The following is a 21,087-nucleotide window of genomic DNA, read 5'->3' as shown; positions in this document are numbered from 1 at the left end:
CGACCGACAGAGGAAGGGTGATCGCCAGCGATTGTGCTTGGCGCATCACTTGCCGATGCAGAAGCTCGAAAAGATCTTCCCGAGGAGTTCATCGGCGCTCAGCTTGCCGGTGATCTCACCAAGCGCATCCTGCGCCAGGCGCAATTCTTCGGCGGCCAGTTCGAGCTGTTCGAAACGCAACTCCAGATCGGCGGCATCGGCGTGCTGTTCGGCGCGGCGTAGCGCGTCCACGTGACGAGTGCGGGCGGAAAATTCGCCGTCCACGCCTTCGCCTGCATCTCCGAGCGCCAGTTCACGAAGCCGGGTGTGCAGCTGCTCCAGCCCTTGCCCGGTGATCGCCGAGACTGCGATCGCATCGTTGTCCAGCGGTAGGTCGCCGCTCAGCAGATCGCATTTGTTGTGGATCCACAGCTGGCGCGGTACCGCAGCGAGCGCATCGCCAATGGCCTCGCGTGCCGCCTGCGGATCGCGTGCATCCAGCACCACCAGCGCCAGATCGGCGCGCTCGAGTTCTGCGCGTGCGCGGCGCATGCCTTCACGCTCGATCGCGTCGCCCCCCTCGCGCAGGCCGGCGGTATCGACCAGGGTCAGCTCGAAGCCATCGAGCCGAATCGCTTCGTGCAAGGTATCGCGGGTGGTACCGGCCACATCGGTGACGATGGCACGGTCGCTGCCGGCCAAGGCATTGAGCAGCGAGCTCTTGCCGGCATTGGGCGGGCCGATCAGTACGGCATGCAGGCCATCGCGCAGCTTGCGGCCGCGCTCGGCATCGCGCAGCAACCGGGCCAGCAAGGCGCGGGCCTGCTCCAATCCTGCGCGCACCTGCGCTCCACCCAGGGTATCGAGCGGCTCGTCGGCGAAATCGATCGCCGCTTCCACGTGCACGCGCAACCGCGTCAGGTGCTCGCTCACCGCCTCGATACGGCGCGAGAACACGCCGTCCAGCGAACGCCGCGCGGCACGTGCGGCGCGCACATCGCCAGCGGCGATCAGATCGGCGATGGCTTCTGCCTGCGCCAGATCGAGTTTGCCATTGAGAAAGGCACGCTCGCTGAACTCGCCCGCGCGTGCCTGCCGCGCGCCCAGCGCAACGCATCTCGCCACCAACTGCCGCAACACGACCGGGCTGCCGTGGCCCTGCAGCTCCACCACATCCTCGCCGGTGAAGCTGCGCGGCGCCTTGAACCACAACGCAATCCCGTCGTCGATGACCTCGCCCTGCACATCACGGAAGCGCGCATACCGCGCCTGCCGTGGCTCCAGTCGCGCAACGCCCAACCCGGCAGCGATCTGCATCGCCCGCGGCCCGGACAGGCGCACGATACCGACGCCACCGGCTCCGGCGGCACTGGCGATGGCAACGATGGTGGAGGTGGAAGACGACATGGGCACTGCTCTGACGTGGATTGAAGAAGACCGGCGCGGCGACGCATCGACCGCGCGGCCGGCAGTGGCATCCAGCCGATGCCCGTCCTTGGCGCATCACGCCTCCATCCAGGGGCGCGCTCTGCTGACAAGCTTCGCTGCAACGCGTCAGCCGTATGGAATCACAGCGACTGCAGCTGGGTACGCGCCTGCTCTGCACCGCTGCCTTGCGGTTGCAGTTCCAGATAGGTGGAGTACGCCTTGCGCGCCTTCTCGCGATCACCGGCCTTGGCATAGGCGTCGCCGAGATTGAGATAGGCCACTGCACGCGAGGGGTCGATCTTCAAAGTGTTTTCCAGCCAACGCGCCGCTTCGGCATAACGTTGCTGACGGTAGTACACAAAGCCCAGGTTGTTGGCAGCCAGCGCGAAGTCCGGACGCAGCTTCAATGCTTGGGCAAATTGTTCGGCGGCGTCGGCATAGCGCTTTTCCTTGTACAGCTGCAGGCCACGTTCGTTGGCCAGCTGTGCGCGTTGGCGGTCGCTGCTCTTCACCGCCGTCGGCAGTACCAGCTTGGCTTCGCCGCCTTGTAGCGTCTTCACCGTGACCGGCGCCGCGGTGGCAGCGGTACCGGCCGGGGCCGGCGCGGGACGTGCAGCATCCACGCGCCCGTTGAGCGCGATGGCATCGGCCGACAGCTGCGCGGTATCGGCAGTGAGGAATTCCTCACCGCTAGGCACCTGAAACACGAATTCGCCGCCCTGCGATCCGGGCAGGCTGCCGAACGCCGGCGTCTGCGCCGAGACAGCCGACACCGCCGGTGCCACATACGCGGCCAGCTCGGTGCCGGTGATCAGGCCATCGCCATTGAGATCGCCCTTGCCGGCCAGCGCCTGCAACAGCACCCAGGTGAACACCGAATGCCCATTCGGCCCGCTGTCGGCCACCTGCTGATCGGCTCCACCGGCGGTGAGCATCTGGCGCGCGATGCGGCGCGCGTTTTCGCGCAGATAGGCACTGGAGGTCGGCCCGCCACGCGTCAGGCCCAGCCCGCTGTAACACGCATCCATCACGAACAACACGTGCTTGGCCTGCAGACTCTCGGCGATGTTCTGCAGATCGCTCATTGCGATCGCGTCGCTGGCCAGATGCTGCGGATCCGAATCGACCGGAATGATGTAGCCCAGGTCGCGCCCCGATGCGAGCCGACGGGTGGCGCCATGCCCGGCGAAGAACACGAACACGCGATCGTTGGTCTGCGCGCGGCCTTCGCCGAGCCGATCATGGAACGCGGCAAGGATGTTGTTGCGCGTGGCCTGTGCGTTCTTGAGCACGATCACCTGCGAGGACGGAAATCCCAGCGGCCCGGTCAAGGTACTGGCAATCGCTTGCGCATCGTTGGCCGCGTATTCCAGCTTGGGCCAATGCGCGTAATCGTCGATGCCGATCACGATCGCCCAGGATTTCGCGTAGCCGGTGGTCACCGTGGCATCGGCCACCGCGCTGGGCGCACGCGCCACCGAGAACTCGCGGCCATTCCAGCCGGCGAACTGGTAGCCGTCGGCGATCAGTCGATCCAGAATCTGCGGCAAGGCCTTGACTGCGCGGTCGTGGATGTCATGGAACAACACGATGCCGCGCTGTTCCCTGTTCACCTGGTCCAGCACGCGTTGCACGATCGATTCCGGTACCGGATCGGCCCAGTCCAGCGAGTCGATGTTCCACATGATCGACTTGAGCCCGGCCTCTCCCAGCAGCTGCAAACCTTCGGCGTTGCGCGCGCCATACGGGAACCGGAACAGCGGCGCACGTTTGTCGTCCACTGCGCGCAGCAAGATATCGGCATCCAGCACCTGGCTGCGCAGCGCAGCGCCGGTGGTCTTGGACAGCTGCGCATGGGTCAGGCTGTGGTTGCCCACCGCATAGCCTTCTTCCATCAGCGTGTGGCTGATCCTGGACAGCGGCGCGAGTTGCGGCTTGCCGTTGGCATCCAGGCTACCGAGGTTGCGCCCCACTTCGAAGAACACGCCGGGCACGTCGTAGCGCTTGAGGATCGCCACGATCTGTTCGGTGTAGGCCTTGTGCGGGCCATCGTCGAAGGTGAGTACCACGGTCTTGGGCGGCAGGTCGCGGCCGAACACTTCGCTGTCGCTGTCGCGCGCGGAGAACGGATACGGCTCCACCACGCCGTGGTCGCGCAGGATGGTCTCGCGCGTGTACAGCGTGCGCAGGTGCGCCACGTAGTCGTCCCACTTCTCACGCTTGGGCACGATCGCGCGGCTGCGGTCGAAACGGCTGAAGATCTGGGTCAACTCGGCGTTGTAGCTGCGCTCGATCTCTTCCAGTGCGTCGAGATCCTCGCCGATACGCTGGTGCAGCTTGACCGCCGGCAGTGCCGAGTCCTTGCCGATACGCGCATGCAGATCGCGCAGTACTTCAGCAAATGCCAGGCGGTCGGCATCGTAAAGGTCAGGCGCGGATTCCACCTCGTCCAGTACCGTGGCGATGGTGGCGAGCCGGGTCGGGGCCCTGGACGCCAGCACCGTATCGAAGGCTGCGGCAATGCGTTCACGCTGCTGCAGATTCTCATGGAACAACTGCTGCCCCACGCTGCTGGAGGTGGCGCGATCGCGCGGGCTTTGTCTGGCTTCATCGGCCAGCAACACGATGATGCGGCGATGGCGATCCAGCTGGTCGCGCAGCTGTGCGATCAGCGCTCGCGCGTCGGCGCCGTCGCCTTGCACCGGTGTGCTCGCCGCGCCGTCGGTCGCTGGCGTTGCCGCGGCAGGGTCGCTGGTGTGCTGCGTGCCGCAGCCAGCCAAAGCCAGCAGTCCGGCGCAGCTTGCGCGCAGCAACAGGCGATGCAAAGGCGGTGAGGTCACGGCAGCGTCCTTGGCGATGACGAAGGCAGGGCGGATCGTATGCAGAAGGCCCGCCTTGCGGCGGGCCTTCTCGAACTTACTTGGTGTTGGCCTGGATGATCTTGCTCGGCTGCTCGCCATGCTGGCGGATCATCCACCACTGGATCAGCAGACCCAGGCCGCCGTTGACCACCCAGTACAGCACCAGGCCGGCCGGCATGAAGGCCATCATGACGCCGAATACCAGCGGCATGAACTGCATCATCTTGGCCTGCATCGGGTCCATGCCCGGGGTCGGGGTCAGCTTCTGCGTCGCCCACATGATGGCGATGTTGAGCACCGGCAGGATGAAGTACGGGTCGCGCGCGGTCAGGTCCTGGATCCAGCCCAGCCACGGCGCCTGGCGCAGTTCCACCGATTCCACCAGCACCCAGTACAGCGCGAAGAAGATCGGCATCTGGATCAGCAGCGGCAGACAGCCGCCCATCGGGTTGATCTTCTCCTTCTTGAACAGCTCCATCGTCGCCTGCTGGTACTTGACGCGATCGTCGCCGTAGCGCTCTTTCAGCTGAGCAAGGCGCGGCTGGAAGCGGCGCATCTTGGCACCGGACTTGTACTGCGCGGCCGACAGCGGATACAGCGCCAGACGCAGCAGCACCACCAGGCCGATGATGGCCCAGCCCCAGTTGTGCAGGAAGCTGTGCAGATGGCTCAGCACCCAGAACAGCCCCTGGCCAATGATGGCCATCAGCGAAAAGCGGCTGTAATCGACCACGCGGTCCAGGCCTTTGACGTCTTCCTTGGCGATCTGGCTGACCAGCTTGGGACCGACCCACAGGCGCGCTTCGGTGGTCGCGGTCTGGCCCGGCGCCACGGTGAAGGCCGGCCCACGCAGCTCGGCCACATCGCGCGGACCGTCCTGGGCCAGCACATACAGCGAGGCCTGGTCCTTCTGCGGGATCCACGCGGTAAAGAAGTGGTGCTGCAGCAGGGCGACCCAACCACCGGTGATCTGGCGATTCAGGCCGCCGTCGTCCATGTAGTCCTTGAACGCACGGCGCTCGTAGCCTTCCTGCGGGCTGTACCAGGTGGCCCCATTGAAGCTGAAGGAATCCGGGTTGGTCATGCCGCGGCTGAGGATGGTCGGCACCCGGCTCAGCTTGCGGAACACATAGCCATTCCAGGGCGTGCCGCTCTTGTTGATCACCTCGTCCTTGATCGCGATGGCATAGCGGCCGCGTTCCAGGGTGAAGGTGCGGCGAATCGAGACGCCGTTGGGGCCATTCCAGACGAACGGCACCACCAGCGTCTTCTGGCCGTCGGCCAGCTCGAAGCGCGTCCCCGGTTGCTCGGCGCGGAAGCCACCGACGCCCGGCACCGGCGACTGTTCGCTGGCCCAGCCGCTGACCGCGCTATAGGGATGGGCCGGATCTTCGGTCAGCAGACTGACCGGTGCGGTGCCGTCCTTGGTCTGCGGGAACTGCAACAGCTCGGCATCCAGCACGCTGCGTCCGTCCAGCTTCAGGCGCAACACGTCCGAAGTCACGGTCAACACCGGTGCGGCGCCTGCGGTGGCCGGCGCGGTGGTGGAGCTGCCGGTTGCCGGCACTGCGCCCGGAGCGCCTGCCTGCGGAATCGCCTGTGCGTTGGGCACAGTGACAGGTGTGGCTGCCGCATCCGGATCCCGCGCGGCCGGCACGGCCTGGGTCGTGACGGACGCCGGCGCGTTGGCGGCCGCCTTGTCCTTGCCCCACTCCATCCACAGCAGCGCCGCGACCATCAGCCAGGCAAAGATCAGAAAAACACGGGTCTGGTTCATCGGGCAGCAACTCACTCAGTCGGAACTAGCGTTCCGGCTCGGTCGTGGAAAGGGAGGATGGGCACACCGTCGTGGCGGGCGGCATTGTGCCGGGCGCGGCAGGCAGGGGCAATGCGCCGGCGCGGCGCAACAGCCGCACGAAAGCGTCGCGGATCTGTGGATTGGTCGCCTTGGCGGCTGCCGAACGCGCCACGATCACATAGTCGCCACCCGCCAGCTCGGGCAGCAGGTGGCGCATCGCATCGCGCAGCACGCGCTTGATGCGATTGCGACCCACCGCGCGCGTATCGACCTTGCGCGATACCGCCATGCCCAGACGCGGCGGCGTATCGCCAGTGCGCCAATGCAGGCTCAGCAGCGGGTCGGAGGTACGGCGCGCGGTGTCGAAGACAACGGTATATTGCGCACGCGTACGAACCCGCGCAGAACGAGGAAATCGCCTGCACGGGTTCGATGCGTTCACGTTAGGGACTGCCTCGGCCGCAGGGAGCGGCGCGGCAATCAAGCGCTCAGGCGCTTGCGGCCCTTGGCGCGGCGGCGAGCCAGGATCTTGCGGCCGTCGGCGGTCGCCATACGTGCGCGGAAGCCATGGTCGCGTGCTCGCTTCAGGTTGCTGGGTTGGAAAGTACGCTTGGTGGCCATGGGGCCCTCTGCATGAATGGAAACGGTGAACCGGCAATTTTATAGGTTCGTTCCATGCCAGGTCAACTCCTTGTGAGTTTCGCGCCGTGCCCGACGCTCGCGCCCTGTGGATGGCCCTGTGAATAAGTCTGGGAAAAGCCGGCCTGCGATGCTAGTCTGGCCCATCCTCTTTTCACTTCCGGGCTGCGTGCACGGCGCCCTGCTGCGCGCCGCAGCCAGCAACAGATGATCACACTTTGATGGATGCTTGGCCCCGCTGTCTGGAACGTCTCGAAGCCGAATTCCCGCCCGAGGACGTCCACACCTGGTTGAAACCCCTGCAAGCCGAGGATCGCGGCGACAGCATCGTGCTGTATGCGCCCAATGCGTTCATCGTCGATCAGGTCCGCGAACGCTACCTGCCGCGTATCCGCGAGTTGTTGTCGTATTTCGCCGGCAATGGCGAGGTGGCACTGGCCGTCGGCTCGCGCCCACGTGCGCCGGAGCCGGCGCCTGCACCGACCGCCGCGCCCAGCGCGCCGGTCGCCACCGCCCCGATCGTGCCGTTCGCCGGCAACCTGGATTCGCACTACACCTTCGCCAACTTCGTCGAGGGCCGCAGCAACCAGCTCGGTCTGGCCGCCGCGATCCAGGCCGCGCAGAAGCCCGGCGACCGGGCGCACAACCCCTTGTTGCTGTACGGCAGCACCGGTCTGGGCAAGACCCATCTGATGTTCGCGGCCGGCAACGCGCTGCGTCAGGCCAATCCGGCCGCCAAGGTGATGTACCTGCGGTCGGAACAGTTCTTCAGCGCCATGATCCGCGCATTGCAGGACAAGGCGATGGATCAGTTCAAGCGCCAGTTCCAGCAGATCGATGCGCTGCTGATCGACGACATCCAGTTCTTTGCCGGCAAGGATCGCACCCAGGAAGAGTTTTTCCACACCTTCAACGCGCTGTTCGATGGCCGCCAGCAGATCATCCTGACCTGCGACCGCTATCCGCGCGAGGTGGAGGGCCTGGAGCCGCGGCTCAAGTCGCGCCTGGCCTGGGGCCTGTCGGTGGCGATCGATCCACCGGATTTCGAAACCCGTGCGGCCATCGTGCTGGCCAAGGCGCGCGAACGTGGCGCCGAGATTCCGGACGACGTGGCGTTCCTGATCGCCAAGAAGATGCGCTCGAACGTGCGCGACCTGGAGGGTGCTCTCAACACGCTGGTGGCGCGCGCCAACTTCACCGGGCGCTCGATCACGGTGGAGTTTGCCCAGGAGACGCTGCGCGACCTGTTGCGTGCCCAGCAGCAGGCCATCGGCATCCCCAACATCCAGAAGACCGTGGCCGACTACTACGGGCTGCAGATGAAGGATCTGCTGTCCAAGCGCCGCACCCGCTCGCTGGCGCGTCCGCGCCAGGTGGCGATGGCGCTGGCCAAGGAGCTCACCGAACACAGCCTGCCCGAGATCGGCGACGCCTTTGCCGGTCGCGACCACACCACCGTGCTGCACGCCTGTCGGCAGATTCGCACCTTGATGGAGGCCGATGGCAAGCTGCGCGAGGACTGGGAAAAGCTGATTCGCAAGCTCAGCGAGTGATGCGGCGCGCCGATGTTTGTCGGGCTTGGAAAAAAGCGTGGATGAGTTGGTGCCAAATGCGGGAGAATCTGTGGATAAATACGTCTGCAGTGGCGGGCGGAAAACTATCCACAGGTTTTCCCACCGCTCCAGGCAGACTAGTCCAACGACTTTTCCGGCTAGAAAAACGAGTTGAAACAATGGCTTAGAGTGGTTGTCCGCTGAAAACAGCCCTACCATCACCACCAAGCTTTTGATTTATTCCACATCTTTAAAGCATAGGGGCACGGAACCACATGCGTTTCACACTGCAACGCGAAGCCTTCCTCAAGCCGTTGGCCCAGGTGGTCAATGTGGTCGAACGGCGTCAGACATTGCCGGTGCTGGCGAATTTGCTGGTGCAGGTAAACAACGGGCAACTGTCGCTGACGGGTACTGACCTGGAAGTGGAGATGATTTCCCGCACCCAGGTCGAAGATGCGCAGGACGGAGAGACCACGATTCCGGCTCGCAAGCTGTTCGACATCCTGCGAGCCCTGCCCGATGGCAGCCGTGTCACCGTGTCCCAGAGCGGGGATAAGGTCACCGTGCAGGCCGGGCGTAGCCGGTTCACCCTGGCGACCTTGCCTGCCAACGACTTCCCGTCCGTCGACGAAGTGGAGGCCACCGAGCGTGTGGCGGTGCCCGAGGCCGGCTTGAAGGAACTGATCGAGCGCACGGCGTTCGCGATGGCCCAGCAGGACGTGCGTTATTACCTCAACGGGCTGCTGTTCGACCTCCGCGAGGGCTTGCTGCGCTGCGTGGCGACCGATGGCCACCGTCTGGCGCTGTGCGAAACGGAGCTGGAGAAGGCCGGCGGTGCCAAGCGCCAGATCATCGTGCCGCGCAAGGGCGTGACCGAGTTGCAGCGCCTGTTGGAAGGTGCGGATCGTGAGGTCGAGCTCGAGGTGGGGCGCAGCCATATCCGCGTCAAGCGTGGCGATGTCACGTTCACGTCCAAGCTGATCGACGGCCGTTTCCCGGATTACGAAGCGGTCATCCCGATCGGTGCGGACCGCGAGGTCAAGGTCGATCGCGAGGCCCTGCGTGCGTCGCTGCAGCGTGCAGCCATCCTGTCCAACGAGAAGTATCGCGGTGTGCGCGTGGAAGTGTCGCCGGGTCAGCTGAAGATCAGTGCACACAACCCGGAGCAGGAAGAAGCCCAGGAAGAGATCGAGGCAGACACCAAGGTCGACGATCTGGCCATTGGCTTCAATGTGAATTATCTGCTGGATGCGCTGTCCGCGCTGCGCGATGAGCATGTCGTCATCCAGCTGCGCGATGCAAATTCTTCGGCATTGGTGCGTGAGGCCAGCAGCGAGAAGTCGCGACATGTGGTGATGCCGCTGCGTCTCTGACGTTGCGTTCCACGTGGAACACGGAAGCCCGGCGAGAGCCGGGCTTTTTTGTGCGCGGGGACAAGACCTGGACACTTGCAGACGAAGCCGAGCTCGGGCAGGGGAAGAGGTCCAGCGATCGATTGGGTCTACAGCACACATCGATGCGCTCAAGGCATCCGCAATTGGAGGTTTGGGGCTTAGCAGGGGGTGCGCCCATTGATCGATGAGCACTTCCGACTCGCTATGGCGTCGACAGACAGCACACGGTTTGGTCTCGCCATGGCTGTTGCAGGACGCCCTTGGCTGCTGTGCGAGATATCGCTGTCGCGGTATGCAATGACGAGACGCGTCAGCCGTGAGACCCGGTATCCCGGAGAAGTGACCGAGATTCAATTCGTTGGAAGAGTGAAGCTGCCTGTTAGCGCCGAATTCGATCGCATTAGACATGGCCAATCTGCAAGCAAAGGCGACATAAGAGAGACCAGGTCTCAGATATTTGCTTGCAGTGTCAAATGGGTTGCCAACATAAATGACGGGTGTCGAAGTGGATCGAGGTCAACCAAGTCTCAGAAGCGAAAGAGACAAAACTGTCGCGTCCGTCCTCAGTGTTCCCTCGGACATTGGGTTGAAGATCCCGCCCGCCGCCTTGCGCTCGGCCGTCCCAAGAATTTGCCGGTTTTGACTTATGCACATCTGCTTTTGCTTTTAAATCTATAAATAACTTAAGAGCTTTGTGGTGATGGTAGGGGCAGATTTCGCCGAAAAGTAGGTCAAGTAACTGTTTTAATTGTGATTTTTGGTATCGAAACCCTGTGTTTTGAGGCGGGTTTTTGGCCTGATGGCTTGTGGATAAGTGCTGTGAGGGTTTGCAGCTGCTTTTTTGTCCCCAAGTTATCCCCAGGCCATCCTCTGGCGATCGCCGGCGCCGGCTGCGCGTAAACTATCCAATCACGTATCCTCCGCTGCGACCGGGAGCGCCGGATCACAGCCCGGAGTACACCGATCGATGCACGTAGTGCGGTTGTCCATCCATCGACTTCGTCGATTCGAGACGGTTGAGCTCTACCCTGCCACTTCGCTGAACCTGCTGACCGGCGACAACGGTGCAGGCAAGACCAGCGTGCTCGAGGCACTTCACCTGATGGCCTACGGCCGTAGCTTCCGTGGCCGGGTGCGCGATGGATTGATCCAGCAGGGCGCTGGTGATCTGGAGGTCTTCGTCGAATGGCGGGAGGGCAGCGGCACGACGCAGGCCCGCACGCGGCGTGCGGGCCTGCGCCATAGCGGACAGGAATGGACCGGGCGACTCGATGGGGAGGATGTCGCCCAGCTGGGCACCCTCTGCGCGGCGCTTGCGGTGGTGACGTTCGAGCCAGGAAGCCACGTTCTGATCAGTGGGGGCGGCGAACCGCGTCGGCGCTTTCTGGATTGGGGCTTGTTCCACGTGGAACCTGACTTCCTGGCGCTATGGCGCCGCTATGCGCGTGCACTCAAACAGCGCAACGCCCTGCTCAAACAGGGAGCGCTGCCTCGGATGCTGGACGCTTGGGACCATGAACTTGCCGAGTCGGGAGAATCCCTCACCTCCAGGCGACTGCACTACCTCGAACGACTGCAGGAGCGCCTGATTCCGGTCGTCACTGCCATCGCCCCGTCCCTCGGCCTGTCTGCGCTGAGCTTCTCCCCGGGCTGGAAACGTCACGAGGTGTCGCTTGCAGATGCCTTGCTGCTGGCACGCGAGCGCGATCGTCAGAACGGCTATACCTCGCAAGGGCCGCATCGCGCCGACTGGGCGCCGCAATTCGATGTGCTTCCCGGCAAGGATGCGTTGTCGCGAGGTCAGGCCAAGCTCACCGCCCTGGCCTGCCTGCTCGCTCAGGCGGAAGACTTTGCCCACGAACGCGGCGAATGGCCAGTGATCGCGTTGGACGATCTGGGGTCGGAACTGGATCGACACCACCAGGCCAGCGTGCTGCGGCGTCTGGCGCAGGCGCCCGCGCAGGTGCTGATCACCGCGACCGAGACTCCGCCAGGGCTGGCCGAAGCGGGCGGGTTGTTGCACCGGTTCCACGTGGAACACGGCGCGCTCATCCAGCAGGCGGCGCTGTCGTGACCCAACGGCCCATGCGGGCCGACTGGTATAATTCGTACGCTATCCCCCTTTTCCCACGGTGCGATGCGGCTCCCGCCGCCTACGCCCGTGTTGTGGAGCCAACGGCACGCGCATGACCGACGAACAAAACACCCCGACGCCCCCCAACGGCACCTACGACTCCAGCAAGATCACCGTGCTGCGGGGCCTGGAAGCCGTCCGCAAGCGCCCCGGCATGTACATCGGCGACGTCCACGACGGCACCGGCCTGCATCACATGGTGTTCGAGGTGGTCGACAACTCCGTCGACGAAGCGCTGGCCGGCCACGCCGACGATATCGTGGTCAAGATTCTGGTCGACGGGTCGGTGTCCGTGTCCGATAACGGGCGCGGCGTTCCGGTGGACATCCACAAGGAAGAAGGCGTCTCCGCAGCCGAGGTCATCCTCACCGTGCTGCACGCCGGTGGCAAGTTCGACGACAACAGCTACAAGGTATCCGGCGGCCTGCACGGCGTGGGCGTGTCGGTGGTCAACGCGCTGTCCGAGCAGCTCTGGCTGGACATCTGGCGCGACGGTTATCACTACCAGCAGGAATATGCGCTGGGCGAGCCGCAGTACCCGCTCAAGCAGCTGGAAGCCTCGACCAAACGCGGCACCACCTTGCGCTTCAAGCCGGCGGTGGAGATCTTCAGCGACGTCGAGTTCCACTACGACATTCTGGCCCGCCGTCTGCGCGAACTGTCCTTCCTCAATTCCGGTGTCAGGATCACCCTGATCGACGAACGTGGCGACGGGCGTCGCGACGATTTCCACTACGAAGGCGGTATCCGTAGCTTCGTGGAGCATCTGGCCCAGCTCAAGACCCCGCTGCACCAGAACGTGATTTCGGTGACCGGCGAGCACAACGGCATCGTGGTGGACGTCGCCCTGCAGTGGACCGACGCCTACCAGGAAACCATGTACTGCTTCACCAACAACATTCCGCAGAAGGACGGCGGCACCCATCTGGCCGGTTTCCGGGGGGCGTTGACCCGGGTGTTGAGCAGCTACATCGAGCAGAATGGCATCGCTAAGCAGGCCAAGGTCTCGCTGACCGGCGACGACATGCGCGAAGGCATGATCGCGGTGCTGTCGGTCAAGGTGCCCGACCCCAGCTTCTCCTCGCAGACCAAGGAAAAGCTGGTCAGTTCCGACGTGCGCCCCGCGGTGGAGAATGCGTTTGGAGCACGCCTGCAGGAGTTCCTGCAGGAGAATCCGAACGAAGCCAAGGCCATCACCGGCAAGATCGTCGATGCCGCGCGTGCGCGCGAAGCCGCCCGCAAGGCACGCGACCTCACCCGCCGCAAGGGCGCGCTGGATATCGCCGGCCTGCCCGGCAAGCTGGCCGATTGCCAGGAAAAGGATCCGGCGCTGTCGGAACTGTTCATCGTCGAGGGTGACTCGGCAGGCGGTTCTGCCAAGCAGGGGCGTAATCGCAAGAACCAGGCCGTGCTGCCGCTGCGCGGCAAGATCCTCAATGTCGAACGCGCGCGTTTCGATCGCATGCTCTCCTCCGACCAGGTCGGCACGCTGATCACTGCGCTCGGCACCGGCATCGGCCGCGACGAATACAACCCGGACAAGCTGCGTTACCACCGCATCATCCTGATGACCGACGCCGACGTGGACGGCTCGCACATCCGCACCCTGCTGCTGACCTTCTTCTACCGGCAGATGCCGGAGCTGATCGAGCGCGGCTACATCTACATCGGCCTGCCGCCGTTGTACAAGCTCAAGCAGGGCAAGAGCGAGCTGTACCTGAAGGACGATGCCGCGCTCAATGCCTATCTGGCCAGCAGCGCGGTCGAAGGCGCAGCGCTGATTCCGGCAGCCGATGAGCCGCCGATCACCGGCGAAGCATTGGAGAAGCTGTTGCTGCTGTTCGCCAGCGCCAACGATGCGATCGCCCGCAATGCGCATCGCTACGACCCGGCCCTGCTGACCGCCCTGATCGATCTGCCGCCGCTGGATGTCGCCCAGCTGCAGGCCGAAGGCGAGGTGCATCCCACCCTGGATGCGCTGCAGGCCGTGCTCAATCGCGGCACCCTGGGCACGGCGCGCTACGCGTTGCAATTCCAGCCGGAGAGCGAGCAGCGTCCGGCGACACTGGAGGTCACGCGCCGCCACATGGGCGAGGAGCTCACCCGCTGGGTCCCGATGGCGGCTTTCGAGAGCGGCGAGCTGCGCCCCCTGCGCGACGTGGCACTGGCTCTCAATGGCCTGATCCGCGAAGGTGCCCAGATCGTGCGCGGCAACAAGGCCCATCCGATCGGCAGCTTCGGCCAGGCGCATGCCTGGTTGCTGGAAGAGGCGAAGAAGGGCCGCCAGGTGCAGCGCTTCAAGGGCCTGGGCGAAATGAATGCCGAGCAGCTGTGGGAAACCACGGTCAACCCCGATACGCGCCGTCTGTTGCAGGTGCGCATCGAGGACGCGGTGGCTGCCGACCAGATCTTCAGCACCTTGATGGGGGACGTGGTGGAACCGCGTCGCGACTTCATCGAAGATAACGCGCTGAAGGTGTCCAACCTGGATATCTGAGTCGCCGTTGTCGCTGTGGCGTGGCACTGCGGTGCGACGCCGCAGCCCCGGTGCTGGCAGGACGACGATGAGCACAGAACCTTCTCCCTTGCCGGCGCCGCCCGGCGTTGCCGGCAAGCGGCCGCTGGCCCCGGTATTGCTCGGCTTTGGCGTCGATGTGCTGATCGCCATCGGGCTGTTGCTGACCCTGAGCGTGGCCGGCTTCGCGCTATGGGGCGCACTGCGCGGGATCGCGCATGTGCAGGCCGCCAAGGCGCAGGGGCTGACGCCCTCGCCCGCCGAGGTCATGGCCGCAATCGGCCAGCCCGGGGTCATGGTGCAACTGCTCGTCGCGCTGGTCAGCACCGCCACACCAGCGCTGGTGCTGTACTACTGGCGCCGACGCGCCACCCCCGCCGAGCAGGCCGCCTCGCGCAGCGCCGCGCGGCGCGTCTCCACCTGGGCCTGGACCGGGCTGATTGCCGCTGCCGTGTTCCTGCTCAGCAATCTGGTCAGCGCCGTGGCCTCGGCGCTGGGAATCAAACCGGTGCCGACCAATCTTCCGTTGATGGAGGAAGCCATCCAGCAATGGCCATGGGCGCTGGCCGTGTTTGCGGTGCTGATCGCTCCGGCGTACGAAGAGCTGCTGTTTCGGCGGGTATTGTTCGGCCGGCTGTTGGCCGCCGGCCGTCCATGGTTGGGCATCGTGCTGAGCGGTGCGATCTTCGCATTGATACATGAAGTGCCCGGCATCAGCGGCAACGGCCCGGCCGCCATCGTCCAGCTGTGGCTGGTGTACGGCAGCATGGGCGCGGCCTTCGCCTGGCTGTACTGGCGGACCGGCACGCTATGGGCTCCGATCGCCGCCCATGGCATCAACAACGCCACCGCCCTGGTCGCGCTGTACTTCTTCGGCGGCGCCTGAAGCCCCCTGCCCGCCGGCAGTTATCCGTTTGCACGGCGCCACCGCTGCGCTCAGGGGAGCGGTCCAGGCGGTGCACACTGACCATTGCCAACCGCTCGTCCGGGATTTCGCGCAGGTTCGGCCCGTTTGACGAAAAGTTAAGACGGGCCTGCCAAAATAGCGAACGGGTAGAGGGGGATCTGATGAAATCTAGGCTGTTGATCGTTGTCGCTGTCCTCGCACTGACGGCATGTGCCACCACCACTTCGCCAACCGGCCGCCGACAGGTGGTGGGCGGCGTGTCGCAGGAACAGTTGGACCAGCTCGGCGCGCAGTCGTTCGCGCAGACCAAGGCCAAGGAAAAAGTCAGTACCGACAGCAAGCAGAACGCCTACGTGCAATGCGTGGTCAATGCGCTGGTCGCGCAGTTGCCACCGCAGTGGCGCGAAACCAACTGGGAAACCGCGCTATTCGTCGACAACGAGGCCAATGCGTTCGCCCTGCCCGGCGGCAAGGTCGGGGTGAACACCGGCATCTTCACCGTCGCCAAGAACCAGGATCAACTCGCTGCCGTCCTCGGGCACGAAATCGGCCACGTGATTTCGCGCCACCACGAAGAACGCATCACCCGGCAATTGGGCACGCAGACCGGTCTGGGCATCATCGGCGCCCTGGCCGGTGCGGCCTACGGCGAAGGCGCGGCCAGCGCCGTGAACCAGGTCGGTGGAATGACCGCTCAGACAGTGTTCCTGCTGCCCGGCTCGCGTACCCAGGAAAGCGAGGCCGATGTGGTCGGTCAGCGCCTGATGGCGCAGGCCGGGTTCGATCCTGCGCAGGCGGTGGCCCTGTGGCAGAACATGATGGCCGCCAGCGGCAACCGCCAGCCGCAGTGGCTGTCCACCCACCCCGATCCCGCCAACCGCATCCGCGAGCTGGAGGCCGACGTCGGCCAGCTTCAGCCGGTGTACCAGCAGGCACGCCAGGCAGGACGGCAACCCAGGTGCGGCTAGGTCCCGCGCCGGGCGGCGCTGCGGTCACCGATTCGGCCCAGGTCAGCCCCGGCGAACCGAGACGTGGACCGGTTCTGCCCGGATCACCTCGCACGCGCCGACCCCAAGCCGGCGACCGTTAGTCCTGCTCCACAACTGTCCGCGGCTCGATTGTCGCACCACAACATGGAAACCGTTTTCGGGAACTGGGACTTTCTGCTAAGTTTGCCGGCTCAGATTTTTCGTACAGCTTCCATTCCGCTTTTCGTACCGCCAGACGGCGGCTCGTCCGAGGTGAATCATGAAACTGCTCAACCGCAAGCAAGCCTTGTTGTCCCTGTTCATTGCCGCGTCGCTGGGTGGGGCTGTCGTCGCCGATGCGGTGGCGCAGTCGGATCGTTCCTCCGAGCGCGCCAGCCGCAAGTCCAAGAACAGCGGCAAGGCTGAGGAACTGTATCCGCAGTCGACCCGCCAGGCGCCCACGGTCAAGCCGTCCTCCAAGCTGAGCAGCAAGCTGCAGAAGCTGATCGAGACCTTCAACAAGGGCGAGGATTACGCGGCGGTACGCACGCAGGCCGACGAGATCCTCGCCAACAGCGCGGCTAACGAGGCCGACAAGGCGCTGGCCGGCCAGCTGGCTGCGCAAGCGGCCTACAACCTGGACGACACTGCCGCTGCCAAGACCTATCTGCAGCAGGCCATCGCCCTGAACGCACTGGACAACAACGGCCAGTTCCAGTCGATGCTGATGCTGGCCCAGCTGCAGATGCAGGACGACCAGCAGGCCGAGGGCCTGGCCACGCTGGACAAGTATCTGGAAGAGAGCAAGTCGCAGCGTCCGGAAGACCTGATCCTCAAGGGCCAGGCGCTGTATCAGGCAGAACGCTACAAGGAAGCGATTCCGGTGCTGAAGCAGGCCATCGCCGCGTCGCCCGAACCCAAGGACACCTGGAACCAGTTGTTGATGGCGTCCTACGCCGAAGCCGGTCAGACCGGTGAAGCGGTGGCTGCGGCCGAAGCGCTGGCAGCCAAGACGCCGAACGACAAGAAGGCCCAGCTCAATCTGGCCAGCATGTACATGCAGGCGGATCAGATGGACAAGGCGGCCGGCGTCATGGACAAGCTGCGTGCATCGGGGCAGTTGACCGAAGAGAAGGAATACAAGCAGCTGTACTCGATCTACGCCAATACCGAGAACAAGGAAAAGGACGTCATCGCGGTCATCAACGAGGGTATGCAAAAAGGCATCCTCAAGCCCGATTATCAGACATACCTCGCCCTGGCGCAGTCGTATTACTACAGCGAGGACGTGCCCAAGGCGATCGAAAACTGGCAGAAGGCCGCTCCGCTGTCCAAGGACGGCGAGACCTATCTGAATCTGGCCAAGGTGCTGCATTCGGAAGGGCGCATTCCGGAGGCCAAGCAGGCCGCGCAGCAGGCAATCGCCAAAGGTGTCAAGAAGCCCGAAGACGCCAAGAAGATCATCAACCTGAAGTAAAAAGAAAAATAAACCCCCGAAATCCCTGTGTTTTTAGTGGTTACAGGACTCGGGATTGGTATAAGCTTGGGAGTTCCTGCGGTGTCAAAGCCGTCCGAAAACCTGGGGATCATCACAGTGATCCGGGCCCCCACTGAAAGAGCCATTGGCGCATGACGGAACAACTCGTTATCCACAGGCATGACTATGATGCCGGGAACCAGGGTCTGAGCTGGGCCCGCATTATCGGTATTGCTTTTGTAATTGCCCTGCACCTCACTGCACTGATGATGTTGCTGATCCCTGCAGTGGCGCCGAAGGCTCCGGCAGAGAAGGAGCGCACCACCATGGTCACCCTGGTGGATGCACCGCCTCCTCCCCCGCCGCCGCCGCCGCCGCCGCCGCCGGAAGACAAGCCGCCACCGCCGGTCAAGAATCTGTCGCCGCCGAAGCCGTCACCGGTTCCGCCGCCGCCGGAAGCGCCGGTCGTCGATGTTCCCGAACCGCGTCCGAGCGATATCGTCACGCCGCCGAGCCCGCCGGCTCCGCCGCAACCGCCGAGTGACATCGGCGCCAGTGTCGATATCTCGTCCAAGAACATGAACCCGCCGAAGTACCCGCCGGCTGCATTCCGTGCCGGTATCCAGGGCGAGGTCATCCTGATCGTGGATGTGGATGCCAACGGCAACGTGACCAACGTGTCGGTCGAAAAGTCCAGCCGCAACCGCGACCTTGACCGTGCCGCGATGGACGCAGCACGCAAGTGGAAGTTCAACGCGTCCACCGTCAACGGGCAGAAAGCCGCCGGCCGCGTCCGCGTCCCGGTCAACTTTGCTCTGAACTGATCCCACGGGCCGGCCACGGCCGGCCCAGGATCCTGTCTTCCTTTCGCTCCACCCTTCATCACCACACACAACAAAGGTAAGCGTCATGCTGCAGGAATTCTTTATCGCCGCCGCTGCAGGGGGCTCCAATCCGTCGGCCGCTCTGTCGCAGATGGGCTTCGAGCACTTGATCACCGAAATGACCTCCAGCCCCGGCGACTTCGCCGTGTCCTGGGTCGTGTTGATCACCCTGGTCGCCATGTCCGCTGCCTCCTGGTACTGGACCGTCATCAACATCTTCCGCGCCACCCGTCTGAAGAGCGCGGCTGACCGCGTGACCACCGCGTTCTGGGAAGCCCCGAATGCACAGGACGCCATCCGCGCCATGGAAGAGCAGCCGGCTTCGGAGCCGTTCTCCAAGATCGCACTGGACGCTGCGCAGGCTGCTGCTCACCACCAGCGTGCCGAAGGCAACACCGGTGGCCTGGGCGAGAGCCTGAGCCGTTCGGAGTTCGTCGACCGCGCCCTGCGTCAGGCCGTGACCCGCGAAAGCACCAAGCTGCAGTCGGGCATGACCCTGCTGGCCACCGTCGGTGCGACCGCGCCGTTCGTCGGTCTGCTCGGTACCGTGTGGGGCATCTACGGCGCGCTGATCAAGATCGGTGCGACCGGTTCGGCCTCCATCGACGCCGTTGCCGGCCCGGTGGGTGAAGCGCTGATCATGACCGCGATCGGTCTGTTCGTCGCCATCCCGGCCGTGTTCGCGTTCAACTTCTTCTCCAAGGTCAACAGCTCGGTGATCGCCAAGTTCGACACTTTCGCTCACGACCTGCACGACTTCTTCGCCACCGGTTCGCGCGTTCGCTGATCCGGTCGCCAAGAACGCCTTCGCAACGATTTAGACGGAGCCCGTTATGGCCTTCAGTAGTGGAAACAGCGGCGGCCCGATGGCCGACATCAACGTGACGCCCCTGGTGGACGTGATGTTGGTGCTGCTGATCATCTTCATCATTACGGCACCGCTGATGTCCCACAAGGTCAAGGTGGAGCTGCCCGAGGCCAACCTCATCCAGAATCCGGATGAGGCCGAGAAGCGTTCTGCGCCGATCACCCTTGCCGTCAAGGAAGACGGGTCGCTGTACTGGAACGACGAGCCGATTTCCAAGGAAGCCCTGGAGTCGCGCCTGTCCACCGCTGCACAGCAGACCCCGCAGCCGCCGCTCAACCTGCGCGGCGACCGCACGACCAAGATGCGTACGATCAACGAGATCACCAAGATCGCGCAGGGTCAGGGCATGCTGGACGTCGGCTTCGTTGCAACCAAAGAGAAGGGGCAGTAAGCCATGGCATTCAGTACCGGTGGAAACCGCGGCCCAATGGCCGACATCAACGTCACGCCCCTGGTGGACGTGATGTTGGTGCTGCTGATCATCTTCATCGTGACCGCGCCGATCATGACCTACCCGATCGCCGTGGATCTGCCGCAGCGGGTGCTCAACCCGCCACCGCAGACGACCGAACCGCCGCCGCCGATCGAACTGCGCATCGACGCGAGCAACCAGGTGTTCTGGAACAACAGTCCGACCCCGGTCTCGCAGCTGCAGCAGAAGATGGAGGAAGTGGTTCAGGCCGATCCGACCAATCAGCCGGAGCTGCGCATCGATGCCAACGAAGATGCCGAGTACGAAGTGATGGCCAAGGTACTGGCCGCAGCGAAGAACTCGCAGATGAAGAAAATCGGCTTCATGCAGTAAACGTATCTGCGTTACCGCAACACCACAGTCATGACGCGACTGCAACGCCACCGGAAACGGTGGCGTTTTTTTTTGCGTGCGCTTCAGCTGGGGCGACCGGCGCTGCCGCATCGGCGCCGATGAGGGACGAGCACGACGACGCGCTTGCGCGCTGCGAGCGCTGCCTTGGCATCAGGCAGCGCAGATGCCAGCCACGTGTCGACGTCCACGGTGATGGTGCGTGTGTAGACGCCTGCTGATGGATCTCGTGCCGCATTCCGCCACAGCAGCCTGGCGCACGCTGATCGATGCCAGGGAGGCCATCGGCCCGCCAGGGCGCCGGGCTGGCCACGCTCCGAAGCCCTTCCCTATTCCGGCGGCAGGCGTATGCTCGGTGATGCAACACCCACCATCACAGCATCGGAGGCAGTCATGGCGTTTGGCACGGCGGGTAATCGCGGACCGTTGGCGGACATCAATGTCACGCCCTTGGTGGATGTCATGTTGGTGTTGTTGATCATCTTCATCGTCACCGCGCCGATGGTGACGCGTACGCTCACGCTGGATCTGCCGCAGAGCAGCCCTCAACCACGCACGCAGGTGGAGCCACCTGCACCGATCGCACTGCGCCTGGAAGCCGATGGCCAGCTGTTCTGGAACGCGAGCCCGATGCCCGTGCAGAACTGCAGCTGCGGCTGAGCGAACAGATGCGCCAGAACGCCGGCAACCCGCCCGAGCTGCGCATCACCGCCAGCCAGGATGCCGAATACGCGCTACTGGCCAAGGTGCTCGCCGCGGCCAAGAATGCGCAGGTTCAACGCATCGCCGTCGTGCAGTGAAGCTGTGCCGATGGTGTGCGCCGCTGCTGCGACAACCGATCGGTCGACCAGCTGTC

16 protein-coding genes and 1 pseudogene are annotated in these 21,087 nt (G+C 64.2%); 12 read left to right on the top strand and 5 right to left on the bottom strand.

Annotation, left to right across the window (positions count from 1 at the left end):
• Positions 1–45: 45 nt before the first annotated feature.
• From mnmE to rpmH, 5 genes are all read right to left on the bottom strand, one after another.
• Entirely contained in the window at positions 46–1,386 is a 1,341-nt protein-coding gene (mnmE, locus tag LL962_RS12370; RefSeq protein WP_228317096.1) for a tRNA uridine-5-carboxymethylaminomethyl(34) synthesis GTPase MnmE, read from the bottom strand.
• Between the two features lie 161 nt (positions 1,387–1,547).
• Entirely contained in the window at positions 1,548–4,247 is a 2,700-nt protein-coding gene (locus LL962_RS12365; protein WP_228317095.1) for a polysaccharide deacetylase family protein, read from the bottom strand.
• Positions 4,248–4,323: 76 nt separating this feature from the next.
• Positions 4,324–6,045, bottom strand: coding sequence for a membrane protein insertase YidC (gene yidC, locus LL962_RS12360; RefSeq protein ID WP_228317094.1), 1,722 nt, complete (start codon positions 6,043–6,045; stop codon positions 4,324–4,326).
• A 25-nt stretch (positions 6,046–6,070) separates the two neighbouring features.
• On the bottom strand, positions 6,071–6,508 hold the full coding sequence (gene rnpA, locus LL962_RS12355; RefSeq protein WP_228317116.1) for a ribonuclease P protein component: 438 nt from the start codon (positions 6,506–6,508) through the stop codon (positions 6,071–6,073).
• 38 nt (positions 6,509–6,546) lie between these two features.
• Entirely contained in the window at positions 6,547–6,687 is a 141-nt protein-coding gene (rpmH, locus tag LL962_RS12350) for a 50S ribosomal protein L34 (protein WP_002805908.1), read from the bottom strand.
• A 239-nt stretch (positions 6,688–6,926) separates the two neighbouring features.
• Between rpmH and dnaA the strand changes: the two genes are divergently transcribed.
• The 12 genes and pseudogenes from dnaA (at position 6,927) to LL962_RS12290 (ending at position 21,031) form a co-directional block, all read left to right on the top strand.
• Complete coding sequence (dnaA, locus tag LL962_RS12345) at positions 6,927–8,258, top strand: chromosomal replication initiator protein DnaA (protein ID WP_104588204.1); 1,332 nt, start codon at positions 6,927–6,929, stop codon at positions 8,256–8,258.
• Between the two features lie 275 nt (positions 8,259–8,533).
• A complete protein-coding gene (gene dnaN / locus LL962_RS12340; RefSeq protein WP_228317093.1) occupies positions 8,534–9,634 on the top strand; it encodes a DNA polymerase III subunit beta in 1,101 nt (366 codons plus the stop codon).
• 988 nt (positions 9,635–10,622) lie between these two features.
• Complete coding sequence (gene recF, locus LL962_RS12335) at positions 10,623–11,729, top strand: DNA replication/repair protein RecF (protein ID WP_228317092.1); 1,107 nt, start codon at positions 10,623–10,625, stop codon at positions 11,727–11,729.
• A 112-nt stretch (positions 11,730–11,841) separates the two neighbouring features.
• Entirely contained in the window at positions 11,842–14,286 is a 2,445-nt protein-coding gene (gyrB, locus tag LL962_RS12330) for a DNA topoisomerase (ATP-hydrolyzing) subunit B (protein WP_228317091.1), read from the top strand.
• A gap of 67 nt (positions 14,287–14,353) precedes the next feature.
• Positions 14,354–15,190: a CPBP family intramembrane glutamic endopeptidase gene (locus LL962_RS12325; RefSeq protein ID WP_228317090.1), complete on the top strand. Its 837-nt coding sequence runs from the start codon at positions 14,354–14,356 to the stop codon at positions 15,188–15,190.
• A 182-nt stretch (positions 15,191–15,372) separates the two neighbouring features.
• Positions 15,373–16,179 carry a M48 family metallopeptidase gene (locus LL962_RS12320; protein WP_228317089.1) on the top strand — a complete coding sequence of 269 codons (807 nt, stop codon included), beginning with the start codon at positions 15,373–15,375 and terminating at the stop codon, positions 16,177–16,179.
• A 280-nt stretch (positions 16,180–16,459) separates the two neighbouring features.
• Positions 16,460–17,656 carry a tetratricopeptide repeat protein gene (locus tag LL962_RS12315; protein WP_104588198.1) on the top strand — a complete coding sequence of 399 codons (1,197 nt, stop codon included), beginning with the start codon at positions 16,460–16,462 and terminating at the stop codon, positions 17,654–17,656.
• Between the two features lie 152 nt (positions 17,657–17,808).
• Positions 17,809–18,480: an energy transducer TonB gene (locus LL962_RS12310; protein ID WP_104588197.1), complete on the top strand. Its 672-nt coding sequence runs from the start codon at positions 17,809–17,811 to the stop codon at positions 18,478–18,480.
• Positions 18,481–18,565: 85 nt separating this feature from the next.
• On the top strand, positions 18,566–19,327 hold the full coding sequence (gene exbB, locus LL962_RS12305) for a TonB-system energizer ExbB (RefSeq protein WP_104588196.1): 762 nt from the start codon (positions 18,566–18,568) through the stop codon (positions 19,325–19,327).
• A gap of 46 nt (positions 19,328–19,373) precedes the next feature.
• Positions 19,374–19,799 (top strand): ExbD/TolR family protein, encoded by a 426-nt coding sequence (locus LL962_RS12300; protein ID WP_104588195.1) that lies wholly within the window; start codon positions 19,374–19,376, stop codon positions 19,797–19,799.
• 3 nt (positions 19,800–19,802) lie between these two features.
• Positions 19,803–20,213 carry an ExbD/TolR family protein gene (locus LL962_RS12295; protein WP_104588194.1) on the top strand — a complete coding sequence of 137 codons (411 nt, stop codon included), beginning with the start codon at positions 19,803–19,805 and terminating at the stop codon, positions 20,211–20,213.
• 411 nt (positions 20,214–20,624) lie between these two features.
• Positions 20,625–21,031, top strand: a pseudogene (locus LL962_RS12290) (ExbD/TolR family protein).
• Positions 21,032–21,087 lie beyond the last annotated feature (56 nt).

This window comes from Xanthomonas sp. NCPPB 1067, from assembly GCF_020783795.1.
GTDB lineage: Bacteria > Pseudomonadota > Gammaproteobacteria > Xanthomonadales > Xanthomonadaceae > Xanthomonas > Xanthomonas melonis.
This window is presented reverse-complemented; position numbering and strand designations above follow the sequence as displayed.

Excerpts from the sequence above, each read along its gene's own strand:
- mnmE (WP_228317096.1), bottom strand. The coding sequence starts at position 1,386 with ATGTCGTCTTCCACCTCCACCATCGTTGCCATCGCCAGTGCCGCCGGA.
- yidC (WP_228317094.1), bottom strand. The coding sequence starts at position 6,045 with ATGAACCAGACCCGTGTTTTTCTGATCTTTGCCTGGCTGATGGTCGCG.
- rpmH (WP_002805908.1), bottom strand. The coding sequence starts at position 6,687 with ATGGCCACCAAGCGTACTTTCCAACCCAGCAACCTGAAGCGAGCACGC.
- dnaA (WP_104588204.1), top strand. The coding sequence starts at position 6,927 with ATGGATGCTTGGCCCCGCTGTCTGGAACGTCTCGAAGCCGAATTCCCG.
- dnaN (WP_228317093.1), top strand. The coding sequence starts at position 8,534 with ATGCGTTTCACACTGCAACGCGAAGCCTTCCTCAAGCCGTTGGCCCAG.
- recF (WP_228317092.1), top strand. The coding sequence starts at position 10,623 with ATGCACGTAGTGCGGTTGTCCATCCATCGACTTCGTCGATTCGAGACG.
- gyrB (WP_228317091.1), top strand. The coding sequence starts at position 11,842 with ATGACCGACGAACAAAACACCCCGACGCCCCCCAACGGCACCTACGAC.
- LL962_RS12325 (WP_228317090.1), top strand. The coding sequence starts at position 14,354 with ATGAGCACAGAACCTTCTCCCTTGCCGGCGCCGCCCGGCGTTGCCGGC.
- LL962_RS12320 (WP_228317089.1), top strand. The coding sequence starts at position 15,373 with ATGAAATCTAGGCTGTTGATCGTTGTCGCTGTCCTCGCACTGACGGCA.
- LL962_RS12315 (WP_104588198.1), top strand. The coding sequence starts at position 16,460 with ATGAAACTGCTCAACCGCAAGCAAGCCTTGTTGTCCCTGTTCATTGCC.
- LL962_RS12310 (WP_104588197.1), top strand. The coding sequence starts at position 17,809 with ATGACGGAACAACTCGTTATCCACAGGCATGACTATGATGCCGGGAAC.
- exbB (WP_104588196.1), top strand. The coding sequence starts at position 18,566 with ATGCTGCAGGAATTCTTTATCGCCGCCGCTGCAGGGGGCTCCAATCCG.
- LL962_RS12300 (WP_104588195.1), top strand. The coding sequence starts at position 19,374 with ATGGCCTTCAGTAGTGGAAACAGCGGCGGCCCGATGGCCGACATCAAC.
- LL962_RS12295 (WP_104588194.1), top strand. The coding sequence starts at position 19,803 with ATGGCATTCAGTACCGGTGGAAACCGCGGCCCAATGGCCGACATCAAC.